The 14,467-nt window shown below is 37.6% G+C and carries 13 protein-coding genes; 10 read left to right on the top strand and 3 right to left on the bottom strand.

The genetic code is table 11. From position 1 onward, the window contains the following. The first annotated feature begins 693 nt into the window (after window positions 1–693). From ACIQVU_RS01980 to ACIQVU_RS01970, 3 genes are all read left to right on the top strand, one after another. Window positions 694–978 (top strand): hypothetical protein, encoded by a 285-nt coding sequence (locus ACIQVU_RS01980; RefSeq protein ID WP_340808584.1) that lies wholly within the window; start codon window positions 694–696, stop codon window positions 976–978. Between the two features lie 465 nt (window positions 979–1,443). Next, entirely contained in the window at window positions 1,444–2,115 is a 672-nt protein-coding gene (locus tag ACIQVU_RS01975; RefSeq protein WP_402893519.1) for a serine/threonine protein kinase, read from the top strand. A gap of 216 nt (window positions 2,116–2,331) precedes the next feature. Beyond that, complete coding sequence (locus tag ACIQVU_RS01970; RefSeq protein ID WP_340806388.1) at window positions 2,332–2,787, top strand: DUF4362 domain-containing protein; 456 nt, start codon at window positions 2,332–2,334, stop codon at window positions 2,785–2,787. A gap of 247 nt (window positions 2,788–3,034) precedes the next feature. On the opposite strand, the gene ACIQVU_RS01965 is transcribed toward ACIQVU_RS01970, so the two are convergent. From ACIQVU_RS01965 to ACIQVU_RS01955, 3 genes are all read right to left on the bottom strand, one after another. Then, window positions 3,035–4,213, bottom strand: coding sequence for an iron-containing alcohol dehydrogenase (locus tag ACIQVU_RS01965; RefSeq protein ID WP_340806387.1), 1,179 nt, complete (start codon window positions 4,211–4,213; stop codon window positions 3,035–3,037). A gap of 13 nt (window positions 4,214–4,226) precedes the next feature. Continuing rightward, window positions 4,227–5,648, bottom strand: coding sequence for an aldehyde dehydrogenase family protein (locus ACIQVU_RS01960; protein ID WP_402893515.1), 1,422 nt, complete (start codon window positions 5,646–5,648; stop codon window positions 4,227–4,229). A 126-nt stretch (window positions 5,649–5,774) separates the two neighbouring features. Next, entirely contained in the window at window positions 5,775–6,782 is a 1,008-nt protein-coding gene (locus ACIQVU_RS01955; RefSeq protein WP_340806384.1) for a LacI family DNA-binding transcriptional regulator, read from the bottom strand. Window positions 6,783–7,054: 272 nt separating this feature from the next. On the opposite strand from ACIQVU_RS01955, the gene ACIQVU_RS01950 reads away from it, so the two are divergent. Genes ACIQVU_RS01950 through ACIQVU_RS01920 form a run of 7 tightly spaced genes read left to right on the top strand, consistent with a single transcriptional unit; the run spans window position 7,055 to window position 14,434 of the window. Next, complete coding sequence (locus ACIQVU_RS01950; protein WP_402893512.1) at window positions 7,055–8,692, top strand: AMP-binding protein; 1,638 nt, start codon at window positions 7,055–7,057, stop codon at window positions 8,690–8,692. After that, window positions 8,685–9,488: an enoyl-CoA hydratase/isomerase family protein gene (locus tag ACIQVU_RS01945; protein WP_340806382.1), complete on the top strand. Its 804-nt coding sequence runs from the start codon at window positions 8,685–8,687 to the stop codon at window positions 9,486–9,488. Before ACIQVU_RS01950 ends, ACIQVU_RS01945 begins: the two co-directional genes overlap by 8 nt. A 33-nt stretch (window positions 9,489–9,521) precedes the next feature. Continuing rightward, window positions 9,522–10,820: a GntP family permease gene (locus ACIQVU_RS01940; protein WP_340806380.1), complete on the top strand. Its 1,299-nt coding sequence runs from the start codon at window positions 9,522–9,524 to the stop codon at window positions 10,818–10,820. A 34-nt stretch (window positions 10,821–10,854) separates the two neighbouring features. Next, the gene (locus ACIQVU_RS01935) at window positions 10,855–11,265 is read left to right on the top strand and encodes an acyl-CoA thioesterase (protein ID WP_340806379.1); all 411 of its coding nucleotides are present in this window, start codon (window positions 10,855–10,857) and stop codon (window positions 11,263–11,265) included. Continuing rightward, a complete protein-coding gene (locus ACIQVU_RS01930; RefSeq protein WP_340806378.1) occupies window positions 11,262–12,455 on the top strand; it encodes a thiolase family protein in 1,194 nt (397 codons plus the stop codon). The genes ACIQVU_RS01935 and ACIQVU_RS01930 overlap by 4 nt, the downstream gene beginning before the upstream one ends. An 11-nt stretch (window positions 12,456–12,466) precedes the next feature. After that, window positions 12,467–13,309 carry a 3-hydroxyacyl-CoA dehydrogenase family protein gene (locus ACIQVU_RS01925; protein ID WP_340806376.1) on the top strand — a complete coding sequence of 281 codons (843 nt, stop codon included), beginning with the start codon at window positions 12,467–12,469 and terminating at the stop codon, window positions 13,307–13,309. Between the two features lie 27 nt (window positions 13,310–13,336). Continuing rightward, on the top strand, window positions 13,337–14,434 hold the full coding sequence (locus ACIQVU_RS01920; protein WP_402893505.1) for an acyl-CoA dehydrogenase family protein: 1,098 nt from the start codon (window positions 13,337–13,339) through the stop codon (window positions 14,432–14,434). Window positions 14,435–14,467 lie beyond the last annotated feature (33 nt).

Raw genomic sequence — 14,467 nt, 5'->3', positions numbered from 1 at the left:
AAAAAATGTACTTAAACAAACGGGGATTTTAGTAAAACAAGGATTTATAGAGAATCTAAAAAGAAGCAAAAACGCTCTAGCAATGTCCCCCGTTATTAACGTTCATTGGCAATCAAATTCAATTTGATGAAATAGGAGCAGGTGCGTTAACCGTTGCTAATGCAAATGGATGTGGAGTTTTGATCATCCATTCAAGACAGGTTCACAATGTTCATCAGTTAGTAAGTAAAGGAGAGAAAAACAAAGGTGTCTGTGTTCCTACTGGCAAAAATACTTGGCGGTCTTGGATTTGTGTTGATGCTAATCAAAATTTTATTCTTTACAACAGAGAAGAAGGAAAGTGAAAAGTATCTAATTTACACACTTTTTCTTCTTATTTTTTCTAACATTTGCATCTGGGTTGTTGCAGCAGCTAATTCCTAAAGGAAAAAGGTGGAACCGTTAATATAATATGTACCCTATAAGATAGCTACTTTCAAAAAGGTCATCTTACAGGGTATTTTTGTTTATCGCCTGCAATATACAGACAGCAGCTTCAACAAGTTGCCTAACTTTTTTTAATGGAGGGTACATTTTAAACAAGGAACGTCCTTTAATGATCAGTCTAAATTTCGCAATAAGATAACTGGACCTTTTAATATAAATTTGTAGATAAATGTTAATCTTAAATAAAAATATAATGGAGGTATAATGATGTGGTTAATATTAGGATGTATTGCCATAGTAGCAACTTTTATAAATCTTTATATGTATAAAACAGGAAAAGATTATAAACTTGCGATGGCAATGGGATTATCATTTACAGCATTGACACTCTGTGCAGAATATAGCCTTGTATCTCGGTGGGTAAAAGTGGAGGATTGGTCAGCTTTAGGGGATGTAGTACCTAGTATGGAAAAGGCATTATGGTTTTTGGCAATTGTTTCTATCTTACTAAATATAGCTCCTATACTGTTAGAACTAAAAAATAAAAAATAATTACGTATTGTCGTATTATTTCTATTTTGTGGGATAGCCATTGTCAAAAATATGCTTCTTGATTCATTTGTCCTGCCAACTCTATTATTTGTGCCAAGGCTGGCTAACACATCATCGTCTTTATCAACTGATAGGTGAATCACGTTCCACCCAACTTGTGCGTCCTTTACTACATCAAAGGCATTTTCAATGAAAATTCCAAATAAAATGACAAAGTCATGATGATCTCGGTTAGGTGGAAATGTTATGAAGCGACCTTCACATTCATAAATAAGAGAAGGAATTTCAATAACGTATCTGGTTAGTTTAAGAGCAAATGGATGTTATACTTTGTTTAGGAGGTATGCAACATAATAATGCAAATAGTGCTCCCTAATCCTTTACAGGTGTGCCAGTTATATAGAAGCTCTATTATAGTAATTGGATAGTGTAGTTTTCTTCAATGCTAATGACGGGAGAGATAATATGGAAAATGACTGGGACAAAGCTATAGGTTCTCTTTCTAAAATTAAAGTTTTTTCAAATCCAAATAACGAGCCAGTAACCATAAGTGGTGAAGCTGATGATTTAAAGTGTATTGGTGTCGGGACAGATGCGGCTGTTTTTCAAGCTCTTTCTGCCCCAGCTTATGCATTTAAAATATATGCTAAGGACAAAGTACACAAAGTACAAGTTGAAGCAGATGTTTATCAACTATTAGAGGGCTCACCTTTTTTCCCAACATGCTTTGCTTCATCTGACGAATATCTCGTTTTAAGTTATGAAGAAGGAAAAACACTCTTTGACTGCATTTTACAAGGTGTTCACATTCCTGAACAGGTTGTAAAAGAAGTGGAGGATGCAAGAGAATATATACGGAATAAGGGCCTAAATCCCCGTGATATTCATTTAAAAAATATTTTACTACAAAACGGGAAAACGAAAATAATTGATGTTTCTGAATATATATTACAAGGTAATGATTGTCGATGGGAGCATTTAAAAAAAGGCTATGAGCAATACTATCATTTAATAGATGGAATTCCTGTGCCGTTTTGGTTAGTAGAAACGATTCGAAAGTGGTATAACCAGCGGGGAAGGAATTCTTCATATGAAGAGTTTACAAAAAATATGTTAAAATTTTTGTATAAAAAATAATAGATTAGGAAGCTACAGCCTGCAAAAGCCCACTGATGGAAGATTCACTAAGTGCTTTTACTTATAATGAAATTTGATGAAAATCATCTCAGCTCTAAAATTTTATAGAGGTGAGATGATTTTTTGTTTGGAAATTTCTATATTGCATTACCGGTGGAACAATTAAGCGAAACGAAGACAATAGAAATACGACTAATTTTATAGAGGGGGATATGTGTGAAAAAGTTTAGCTTAATGCTGTGCGTAACCTTTTTATCAATAGTTTTACTTGGTTGCCAAGAGGAAGCTGAAATGAGCGATCAGAAACAAGCTGATTCTTTGGAAGAGGCATTGGCAAATGGAGATGTCGTCAATCTTCACGGAAAAATTAGTAACTTAGAGAAATTTACCAGTTTTATAGAAAATATTCAAAAAGGCGCTAAAGATGCCATTCGTATCACAACCTATACGATTGAAGGGGATCCCATTTATTATCATTTAGATTATGATGGTGACAAAATACAATATACGTATGATAATTCTCAAGATAAATATGCGGGTTCTGGAAAAGGAGCCCAAAGCACGACCTGTTCTACTATAGCATCAAGAAGTGATGATGAAGGCATTGAATACTATTTAAGTGGGTGCTCTTCAGAAGTTGGAGATTCCTTTTATTTTCGATATTCACAATAGGAAAAAGTAGAAGCTTTATGAAATAGTGTACTTCTAGCTATAGTGGCTTAAGGAGATGTCATCAAACATCTATAAATGATTGTATGTTGCCCCCTTTAGATTATCTTTGTCTATAGGGGGCGCTTATTTTTTAGCAAACCTTTATTATTCTTGTACCTTTGACATATGGACAAAGGTCTTTTTAAAAAAGAGATTTTAATAGGACAGTTCCAATCTGTCCAGAAAGAAGTAACACATCACAAAATAACTATTTATTTTCTGTAATGATGCCATTGAATGCAGATTGATAGATTGTAAAGATATCCTTTGCTAATAAGGTCATAGGGCTACGTGCTAAAATTCGCTTTTGCTCCAATGCCGCCGCTGTTAAATGCTTTAATGCCTCCTCAGGAATATTAAATTCCCTTAAGGTAGACGGAATATTAACGTCTTTAACGATTTTTTGTAATTCCTCCACGCAACGATAAGAGGCCTCCTCCTGCGATAAATATGCTGTATGAAAGCCCATTATTTCATAAATATCCTTCATGCGTTTTTCACAGCTTTGGCGAATATAGCCCATCACATAAGGAAGGAGCACTGCATTTGATTCTCCATGTGGGACATGGAATTGCCCTCCAAGTGGATAGGCGAGGGCATGAACACCTGCAACCCCAGCATTAAAGAAGGCAAGCCCAGCAAGATAACTGCCATAACTCATATTTGTACGAGCTTCTTGATTGCTACCATCTGCAACTGCAGTACGAATGGATTGCGTAATTAAACGAATAGCCTGTATAGCCAATGCGTCCGAAATAGGGCTTGCATTTTTTGAAATATAGGCTTCAATGGCATGTGTAAGTGCATCAATTCCTGTTGCAGCAGTAATATTAGGTGGAAGAGAAACCGTTAGTGCAGGGTCTATAATAGCAACATCTGGTAATAAATAGTCATGTGCTACAACATCTTTTGTATTTTCTAATGTCAAGACAGCGATATTGGTTACTTCAGAGCCTGTACCAGACGTTGTTGGTATTAGAATAGTGGGAATCCCTTTGCTTAAGATTTTTTTTGTACCAGTTAAATTTAAATAATCTGCCACAAATCCTTCATGCACAGCAAGTACACCTGCTAGCTTAGATAAATCTAATGCACTACCCCCGCCAATCCCAATAATCATGTCAAATTGATGCTGTCGAGTGTAGGCTACTAATTTTTCTGCGAGTGCTAGTGAAGGCTCTGCTGCCACCTCAGTGTATAGTTCAATGCTATAATTTGCATTGATTAACGGTTGAATGGCTTGAGTAGTTAAGCCAATTTTTATTAACGTTGGATCAGTGACAACAAGTATTTTCTTTGCCTGTAGTCGTTTTACCTCTGCCAATAAGTGAGATAATGAATGCCAGCCTGTATAGTTAAGAGGTGTGAAAGTAATTTTATATACCATATACTAATTCTCCTTACGATTGATTCCAAACAATCAGCTTTGTTTCGGTCATTTCATGGATAGCGTATTTAATCCCTTCTTTTCCTGTACCGCTTTCTTTTACCCCGCCATAGGGCATTTGATCAACACGATAAGTTGGAATGTCATTAATAATGACACCGCCCACCTCCAATGCCTTTGAGGTCATAAAAGCAGTTTGAATATTATTCGTAAAAATGCCAGCCTGCAATCCATAATGTGATTTATTGATGGCTTCAATTCCTTCTTGTATGCTCGTTATTCGATTAACAATCACAATAGGTGCAAATACTTCCTGACAGGATACCTTTAGGTGATCTGCAACATTCGTTAAAATAGTAGGTAACAATATACGATTTTGCAGTTTTCCACCTGTAGCTAATTCGGCTCCATTTGCCAATGCCTCATTAATCCAATCAAGCGCACGAATCTCTTCATTTGCATGAATTAATGAAGAAATATCTGTAGTCATTTCTAAAGGATCGCCTAGCACAAGCTTCTCAGTCTGGACAACGAATTTAGCAAGAAATTCATCATACAGTGTATCCATTACATAAATGCGTTGAAGTGAAATACATACTTGCCCTTGGTTAGAGAAAGAGCCCACAACACATTTTGAAACAATTTCATCAAGATTTACTTGCTCATCAATAAGTAAGCCTGCATTGGAACCAAGCTCCAAGGTAACTTTTTTCAAGCCTGCTCGCTTGCGAATATCCATACCTACAGCTGGGCTCCCAGTAAAGGTAATCATATTGATATGGTCACTTTCAATTAGTACGTCACCTACAAGTTTGCCACTGCCTGTAATGACATTGAAAGCTCCCTTTGGTAAAGAGGTTTGCTCAATTAGCTCTGCTAAAAATAAAGCAGATAGGGGAGTTTGCGATGCTGGCTTAAGAATAATCGTGTTTCCAGCAGCAATTGCAGGTCCTACCTTATGAGCAACCAAGTTTTGAGGAAAGTTGAATGGTGTAATGGCAGCTACAACACCAACAGGCTGTTCAAGTGTGTAACCAAACCGATTATTGCCATTTTTAGCAGCATCCATTGGGACTATTTCACCCACTAAACGTTTGGCTTCCTCTGCCGCAAATTTATAGGTTTCGATTGTACGCTCTATTTCGAGTAGAGCATATTTGAGTGGCTTTCCTGCTTCTAAGGCAATGATTTGGGCTGCTTTTTCTTTGTGTTGTATAAAAAGTTGCACCAACTGCTCCAAGACCTGTGCTCGTTCATAGGCTGTCGTATTGGCAACTGCTGCTTTTGCTTTATAAGCAGCCTGAATGGCCTTTTTAACATCCTCTTCGCTAGCCTGAGGGATTTCAGCAATCTTCTGTCGGGAATAGGGAGCATATAAAGAAGCATAGTTAGCGGTAGATTCCCATTGCCCGTCTATATATAAATTTTTTTTCATCCTTATAAACCTCCTAGGATTATTTATTGATGGTTACGTATTCATTTTTGACAACAATAAAAAACAACTGTACAAGAGAGAAAATAAAAATGGTTACGTATTCATTTGATGATAAAAAGAAACAAACTATTTAATAGTTTGTTTTGGGGCACCTGTTGTGCGCCTATTAAATACTTTAACAGGCTTTGTAATACGAACGCAACTATTTTTTTTATTTTCAATCATTTCAAACAATTCTTTAATAGCTAAAAATCCTAAATTCTCTTCTAAAATGCTACCGACTGTTGTTAATTGAATCATTCCATGCTTACTTAAATCCACATTATCAATGCCTATGATACTGATATCATCTGGTACTTTTAAATTTTTTGTGATGAAGCAATCGAGTAAATGAAGAGCGATGGAGTCCGTTGCTGCACAGATGCCTGTTGGCTGCTGACCTAGTGAAGTTATATGTTGAAAGAGACCTTGAATGGATTGTTTCGACGTATCTATTGTAAAAATATAATCATCATTTTTAGCGATATTATAATCCTCAAGCGCCTTTAAAAACCCTGCATATCGCTCCTTGAATGTGCTGCGATTTTGTGGACCACCAACCCAAGAAATAGCCGTATGTCCAAGCTCCAGCAAATGCTGAGCAGCTAAGTAACCAGCATAAAAATTATCAATCTCTACAAAAAATTCATTGTTTTTATGTCTTCGATTGTACGTAATAAATGGGATATCGAGTTGCTTTAATTTAAAAAACATTGGGTCCTCCCAAAAAATGCATGAGAGAATAACACCATCTACTTTATTTTCAAGAATAGACGTATATGCCTCTTGCAAGCGATCGTCATCTACATATTGGACATGTACCCGATAGCCCTGCTCGTTTGCATAGTTAATAATAGCTGTTGTTGTGTCAACAAAAAATGGGTTATGGATAGGGCCAGACAAAAGGGCTATCGTTTTCGTTTTATTTTGTACAAGAGAGCGAGCATTGGCATTTGGAATATAATTCAATTCCTCAATAGCACGCATCACTTTATCTATTGTAGGTTTTTTAACTAGTTCTGGTGTGTTGAGTACACGTGAAACAGTTGTTTGTGATACCCCTGCTTTCTTTGCTACATCTTTAGATGACACCATGGTAAATTCCTCCTTCTCATAATTTTAATATAGTTGAATTAGCGTAAATATACAACAGCCGCCTGATGATAAGCACTAGAAATAGAGGGGAGAATGAAAAAAAATAGTCAATGTAGAAAGCTGCATTTTAGCTAGAAAACATATAGAAAGAAGAAATTGTAAAATATTTAATTTTCAAAAAACTGTTGACTTTTTTCTAAACGGAAACATATATTAATACTTGTACAGAGCAGAAATTAAAATGAATACGTAGTCATAAGGAGGAGTTTTATTTGATAAATCAATATAAAGAACAACCTTTACATGAAAATTTACGTCAGCATGCAAAAATTCGCCCGCATCAAGATGCCATTATTTATTATGGGAAGCGTATTTCATATCAAGAATTAGACGAACTATCGGATCGATTCGCTGTATTTCTACAAAAACAAGGGATTAAAAAGGGTGATAAAGTAGCTCTCTATATGCAGAACTGTCCACAATATATTATTTGCAGTCTTGGTATACAAAAAATTGGAGCCATTGAAGGTCCGTGCAGCCCTATGTTTAAAGAGTGGGAGTTGGAATATGAGATAAAGGATTTAGGGGCAAGGGCTATTGTTACACTCGACCATTTATATGGCGTTGTTAGAAATATAAAGGATCAAACAGATTTAGAGCATATTATTGTTACCAATTACACAGATTTTTTACCAGAAAAGCCAGTTCCTTTATTTCCAGAACCAATTATTTCAAAGGAAAAAATAGAGGGCACATGTGATTTAATGAGCATTTTACAGAAAGAAATTGACGAAGTGCCTGCTATAGCTATTGATATGGAAAATGATATTTGTTTAATTGTTTACACTTCGGGTTCAACGGGTTTGCCAAAAGGTGCCATGCTCTCTTATGGTAACGCTTTCTATAAAACAAAGGGTGTGGCAGCATGTTATGGATTTCAACATGATGATATTCATTTAAGTGTAATGCCGATGTGTCATATTGCTGGTAAGCTCTTTAGCGTGAATGTACCTATTTTTACAGGGGGAACGATTGTTATTTTAACAAGGTACTCTGCGGAGGCTTTAATAGAGGCAATTGAAACGTATAAAATTTCTGTTACATATACTGTAACGCCAATGAATGTCGATATCATGAACCTACCAAATGCTCAAGCTATTGATTTTTCAACATTAAAAATTTGCCAATGTACAAGCTTTGGTATTCCGTTAACAGAAGATATTATGCGTGCTTGGACAGCATTAACAGATGCTACGATTTTTGAAATCTCCTATGGTTCAAGTGAAACACATACGGCTGATACAGTTATGCCGCTTGATGATATTGTAGCTGGTGGACATGGTAAACCATTACCGGGTTCAGAGATTCGTATTGTCAATCCTGAAAATACGGATGAAGATATGGCAGTCGGGCAGCTGGGAGAAATTCTGATTAAAAGTCCTGCTGTATTCAAAGGCTATTTGAATAAGCCAGAGGCGACACGAACAGCAATTCAAAATGGTTGGCTGCATACAGGTGATATTGGCTTTATCGATGAACGAGGCCATCTATTTTTCCAAGGGCGTAGAAAAGAGCTGATTAAATGCTCAGGCTATAGTGTATTTCCAGAAGATGTAGAGGTAATGCTCGTAAGACATCCAGCTGTAAGTGCTGCCGCTGTCATCGGTATTCCAGATGCAAAACGAGGTGAAAGTGTAAAGGCCTTTATTGTATTGAAAGATGAATATGCTGGCACTGTCACAGAACAGGACATTATTGCGTGGAGTAAAGAGAAGATGGCGAGTTATAAATATCCACGGAGTATCGAATTTAGAGAGAGCCTTCCTCAAACGGCTACTGGAAAGCTACTTCGTCGAGTGCTAGTAGATGAGGAATTACAACAAAGAGGAGAGAATGAAGCAAATGGCTAATTATCCAAACGTAGTAGCTGTCACGATAGAGAATCATATAGCAACTGTTCAAATCAATCATCCACCATTAAATGTTTTAGGAAAAAAGGTTGTAGAAGGTTTATTGCATGCTTTCCAACAAATTGAAAAAAATGATACGATCAGAGTTGTGATTTTAACAAGCGCTGGACAAAAGGCGTTTATGGCTGGTGCTGATATAAAAGAATTTCCAACATGGCTAGGGGATAAGCAGATGGATAGACATGTTTATGCAAATCATCAGCTCTATAATTATATTGATCGTTTCCCTAAGCCTACAATTGCTGTATTAAATGGTCTGACGCTTGGTGGAGGGTGTGAATTAGCATTATGCTGTGATTTTCGAATTGCTGAACAGCATGCAAAAATAGGACTGCCTGAAATTAATTTAGGTATTTTCCCAGGTGGGGGAGGTACACAGCGATTACCAAGATTGATTGGCATGTCGAAAGCAAAGGAGCTTATATTTTTCGGAGGAAGTATTGACGCGCAGGACGCCTTTACACTTGGCTTAGTCAATAAGGTAACCGCTTCCAATGAAGGGCTTACTGGTGCTAAGGAGTGGGCGAAGCAGTTGGCGATGAAGTCAAGCTATACGCTTAGCAAGATAAAGGAGGCTATGATGTATGGCGCTGATCATTCTATAGCGGAAGGAATTCAGCATGAGGCAGAACTATTCTATGATGTCTTTCAACATCCAGATGCCTTTGAAGGAGTTGGCGCATTTATCGAAAAAAGAAAGCCAATGTTTAATCAACATACGAAGGTAGAAGAATAAAAATACTATAGGAAAAACAAAAGGAGGTAACCTATGAGCGTAATTATGTTAATGATTGGCTTAGCCATTTTGATTTATATGACCGTTCGAGGAATCAACATCATTATTAGTGCTATTATAGCGAGTGTATTTGTAGCCATAACGTCTGGTCAGGATGTTGTGGAAGCCATGACGGGAACATATATGAATGGTTTTACAGGCTATTTTGCATCCTATTTCTTGCTCTTCTTACTAGGGGCTGTTTTTGGTAAAGTGATGGGAGAAACAGGGGCCGCAGAATCCATTGCAACATGGGTTATGAAAGTGATTGGACCGAAAGGCGCTGTTATGGCTGTTGTATTAGCCTGTGCTATTATGACCTATGGTGGCGTATCATTGTTTGTTGTTGGTTTTGCTGTGTATCCTCTAGCAGTTTCATTGTTTAGAACAGCCGATTTGCCAAGACGGTTTATACCAGCAGCTTTGGTGTTTGGTTCGGTAACGTTTACGATGTTTTTACCAGGTTCACCTGAAATTCAAAACATTATGCCAACAGAATTTTTTGGAACAACCCCGTATTCAGGCTTTTGGATTGGAATGATTGTTTCTATCTTTAATTTTGCAGTAGGGTCTTTATGGTTACACTTTGCGATCAGTCGCTCCGTTAAAAGAGGCGAAAAGTTCGAAGCACATGCTAGTGATGCAGAATTAAATGAAAGAGAAAAAGAGAAATTACCAAGTATCTTCTTAGCAATACTTCCAATTGTTGTCGTAGTGGCTGGAATGGTTACGTATTCACAAATGTTTTCCGCAACCTCAGCAGCTATTTTTGCTTTACTAGGGGCAATCGTTGTTGCCTGTGTAACGATGTTTAGATATATTACAGACTTTTGGCGAGTTTTAGAGCGTGGAGCAAATGATGCTATTTTGGCAGCATGTAATACGAGTGCGGTCATTGCCTTTGGGAAAGTAGCGGCTGTTACATCTGGCTTTACACAAATTGTAGACGCAGTGTTACAAATTCCAGGACCGCCATTATTAAGCCTAGCAATCTGTATAAATTTAATAGCAGGTTTAACAGGTTCAGCATCAGGTGGTTTAGGAATTGCTCTTCCGATTTTATCGCCAATTTACTTAAATATGGGCGTTGATCCAGGCGCATTACATCGTGTTTCTGTTATGGCATCAGATGGCTTGGCATCACTTCCTCACAATGGTTATATTGTGACAACGATTAAAAATATTTGTCATGACACCTTTAAACGAGCCTATTTGCCTGTTGCGATGATGGCCGTCGTTCTAACGATGTGTGCCACAGCCCTAGCAATTATTTTATTTACACTATTCACATAATATTTTTTCAATTTTATAGATAAGGAAGGTGCTTATGTTTACAACAGTTATTACACCACGAGTATCCGAAACGGATGGAATGGGTCATATTAATAATACCGTTGTACCTATTTGGTTTGAAGCTGGTCGAAAGGGTATTTTTGAAATTTTTACACCTACGCTATCCTTTGATAATTGGAAGTGTGTTGTCGTTAATTTAAACGTTGATTACATCAATGAAATTCACTATGGACAAGATGTCACGATCCATACGTATATCAAAGAAATTCGGAACTCTAGCTATCTTATTGAGGAAGAAATGTATCAAAACAACCAATTATGTAGTAGAGGAACAGCTACCTATGTCAATTTTAACAAGACAACTAGAAAAGCAGAGCCTATTCCAGAGGAGCTACGTCAGCAATTAGAAAAGCATAAAAAGAATAATGAGGGAGTAGGTGGATGAAATTGAATAAGGTATATATTGTATCAGCTTTAAGAACAGCAGTCGGTAGATTTGGTGGAAGCTTAAAATATTTCAATTCCTCTGATTTATCAGCTGCTACGATAAAAGCGCTCATAGAAAATGTAGAAATACCCTTGGAACAAATTGACGAGGTTATTATTGGCAATGTCTATCAAGCAGGGGGGAAGGGAAATCCTGCTCGGCAAGCTGCGATAAAGGCAGGTCTTCCAAAATCCATCCCTGCTATGACGGTTAATAAACAATGCGCATCAGGTATGCGTTCGGTGTCGTTAGCCTATCAACAAATCAAAGCTGGTGAAGCGGAAATTATACTCGCGGGTGGCACAGAAAGCATGAGCAATGTTCCGCATATTTTATTAGACGGTCGCGATGGTAAAAAAATGGGGTCTATGCATCTAGAAGATAGCTTATTATATGATGGCTTGATTTGTGCAATGGAAAACTATCATATGGGCATTACGGCAGAAAATTTAGCACAACAATACAATATTTCAAGGGAAGAACAAGACCAGTTTTCAGTCAATAGCCAAAATAAAGCATTAAATGCTATTCAGCAAGGGTTATTTGAAAAGGAAATTGTCCCAATTGAAGTGAGTCCCTCTAAATGGTTTACAAAGGATGAACATCCTCGTGAAACGACAGTCGAGGCTTTGAAAAATTTAAAACCTGTCTTTTTAAAAGAGGGTGGCACTGTCACGGCTGGAAATTCTTCTGGCTTGAACGATGGAGCTTCTATTATGTTAATCGTTTCGGAACATGCACTAAGGAAATATAATTTGCAGCCGCTTGCAGAAATTATTTCAGTAGCTTCGGCAGGTGTCGAGCCAAGTGTGATGGGCATTGGTCCTGTACCTGCTACACGGAAAGCTTTAGAAAAGGCAAATTTAACACTAGAGAGCATAGATTTAATTGAACTAAATGAAGCTTTTGCCGCACAGGCTCTAGCTGTGATGAAAGAATTAGATATGAATCCTAATATTGTGAATGTCAATGGTGGCGCTGTGGCATTAGGGCATCCTGTTGGTAGTTCAGGCTCTCGTATTATCGTGTCCTTAGTTCATGAGTTACAAAAACGAAACTTATCATATGGATTGGCAACGTTATGTATTGGAGGCGGACAGGGAGCCGCTGTTATTATAAAAAATGTACAGGATAACTTAGCAGAATAGGAGATGAACATATGGAGCAACAAGTAATGGTCGTTGGTGCAGGTTTAATGGGAAGTGGAATTGCGCAAGTATTTGCTTTAGCTGGTTTTCAGGTGATTTTAACAGATCGAACAGAGGCTGATTTGGCTAGAGGAAGAAATTATATTACAAAGAGTATTCAATCAATGCTAAAAAAAGAAAAATATACACTAGAAGATGAGCAGAAAATTTATGCAAATATTCATTATACATCAGATATAAAGCTTGGGAAAAATGTTGATTTAGTCATTGAAGCCGTTCCAGAAAAATTAGCTATTAAACAAGAGGTATTTAAAATGCTAGATGAGATAGTTCAGCCGAACGCTATCTTAGCAAGTAATACTTCCTCCCTGTCTATTGCAGCTATTGGTTCTGTGACAAAAAGACCTGAGAAAGTAATTGGTCTACATTTTTTTAGCCCAGTGCCAATTATGAGATTGTTGGAAATTGTCACATCTATTGAAACGTCTGAAGAAACATTAAAGCGTGCGCAGCAGTATGGCAAGGAAATTCATAAAGAAACCGTTATTGCACAGGATTATCCAGGCTTTATTGTGAATCGTATTTTATTACCGATGATGAATGAAGCTGCATATCTTGTGATGGAAGGGACAGCCCCAGAGGAGGTAGATCGAGGCTTGATGCTTGGTGCGAATCATCCAATTGGACCGCTACGTTTAGCGGATCAGTGTGGTTTGGATACGACTTTATATGCATTAGAAAGCTTGTACGATGGATTTAGCGATTCTAAATATCGACCATGCCCACTGTTAAAGAGAATGGTAGAGGCAGGGCATTTAGGGCGTAAATCAGGTAAAGGCTTTTATGATTATTAATGGATAAGAAGGAGAGGGTTATTCTGTATGCTAGCAATAGGACATGTTATTGAAAAAATACAAGCTAATGCACAACAAGTTGATGAAATGCAAAGCTTTCCTCATGAAAACTTTCGTTTATTAGCAGATGAAGGGCTGTTTGGTTTACATATTGCCAAAAAATATGATGGTTCCGAGCAATCCTTTTATGCAAGTGCTCAGGCGGTGGAAGAAGTAGCGAAAGTATGTGCCTCAACTTCTGTTTTATTATGCACACAGGCGTTAACAACTTGTTTACTAGATTTAGGAGGCAATGAGGAGCAAAAAGCTAATTATTTACGTGCATTAGCGGAGGGCAAGTATCCGGGAGCGTTTTGTGTAACGGAGGAACAAGCTGGCTCAGATGTTGCGAATATTCAAACGCAAGCAGTGTATGACGAGGGTAGCTATATTCTCACTGGAGAAAAGTGTTTTATTACAAATGCTGGAGAAGCGGGCGCTTATTTAGTATTAGCACGAACAGGAGAGCATCCTACTAGGGGGTTGAGCTTCTTTATTGTAGATGCTGCTGCTTCAGGCTTGGAGTTTGGTGAATGTGTAAGGACACTTGGGGTAAGAGGATCAAGTGTAGGTACTGTTATTTTCGATCAGGTACGTGTGCCAAAAGATAATCTGCTAGGGAGTGAAGGGTCTGGCTTTAAGCTATTAATGAAGACATTCAATAGAAGTAGAACATTAGTAGGTGCACAAGGAGTTGGTATTGCGAAGGGGGCTTTTCAAATTGCACTCGATTATTTAAAAGCACGCAACCAATTTGGCAAACCATTGAGTGAACAGCCGATGATTCAAGGTATGCTAGCAGAGCTAGGCACGAAAATTGTGACGGCAGAGCTGTTAGTAAAGGCGGCTACTGAGCATATTGACGGGCAGACAGATGAGATGGAAAAATATGCATCAATGGCAAAATACTATGCTACAGATGTGGCGATGCAAGTGACGACAGATGCTGTACAGCTTCTGGGAGGAAACGGATTTACAACAATGTATCCGCTTGAAAGAATGATGCGTGATGCAAAAGTAACGCAAATCTATGATGGAACGAATCAAATCCAGCGTGTTATTATTGCTAGACAATTATTAAAATAAGAAAGAAAAACCTCGAATAGGACACGTTTTATG

It is taken from the genome of Lysinibacillus sp. NPDC098008 (genome assembly GCF_044760715.1).
In the GTDB taxonomy this organism is placed as follows: Bacteria; Bacillota; Bacilli; order Bacillales_A; family Planococcaceae; genus Lysinibacillus.
This window is presented reverse-complemented; position numbering and strand designations above follow the sequence as displayed.

Bases quoted from the DNA above. Each gene is read 5' to 3' on its own strand.
- ACIQVU_RS01960 (WP_402893515.1), bottom strand. From the start codon at position 5,648: ATGAAAAAAAATTTATATATAGACGGGCAATGGGAATCTACCGCTAAC.
- ACIQVU_RS01920 (WP_402893505.1), top strand. From the start codon at position 13,337: ATGCTAGCAATAGGACATGTTATTGAAAAAATACAAGCTAATGCACAA.
- ACIQVU_RS01945 (WP_340806382.1), top strand. From the start codon at position 8,685: ATGGCTAATTATCCAAACGTAGTAGCTGTCACGATAGAGAATCATATA.
- ACIQVU_RS01975 (WP_402893519.1), top strand. From the start codon at position 1,444: ATGGAAAATGACTGGGACAAAGCTATAGGTTCTCTTTCTAAAATTAAA.
- ACIQVU_RS01955 (WP_340806384.1), bottom strand. From the start codon at position 6,782: ATGGTGTCATCTAAAGATGTAGCAAAGAAAGCAGGGGTATCACAAACA.
- ACIQVU_RS01980 (WP_340808584.1), top strand. From the start codon at position 694: ATGTGGTTAATATTAGGATGTATTGCCATAGTAGCAACTTTTATAAAT.
- ACIQVU_RS01935 (WP_340806379.1), top strand. From the start codon at position 10,855: ATGTTTACAACAGTTATTACACCACGAGTATCCGAAACGGATGGAATG.
- ACIQVU_RS01940 (WP_340806380.1), top strand. From the start codon at position 9,522: ATGAGCGTAATTATGTTAATGATTGGCTTAGCCATTTTGATTTATATG.
- ACIQVU_RS01925 (WP_340806376.1), top strand. From the start codon at position 12,467: ATGGAGCAACAAGTAATGGTCGTTGGTGCAGGTTTAATGGGAAGTGGA.
- ACIQVU_RS01965 (WP_340806387.1), bottom strand. From the start codon at position 4,213: ATGGTATATAAAATTACTTTCACACCTCTTAACTATACAGGCTGGCAT.
- ACIQVU_RS01930 (WP_340806378.1), top strand. From the start codon at position 11,262: ATGAAATTGAATAAGGTATATATTGTATCAGCTTTAAGAACAGCAGTC.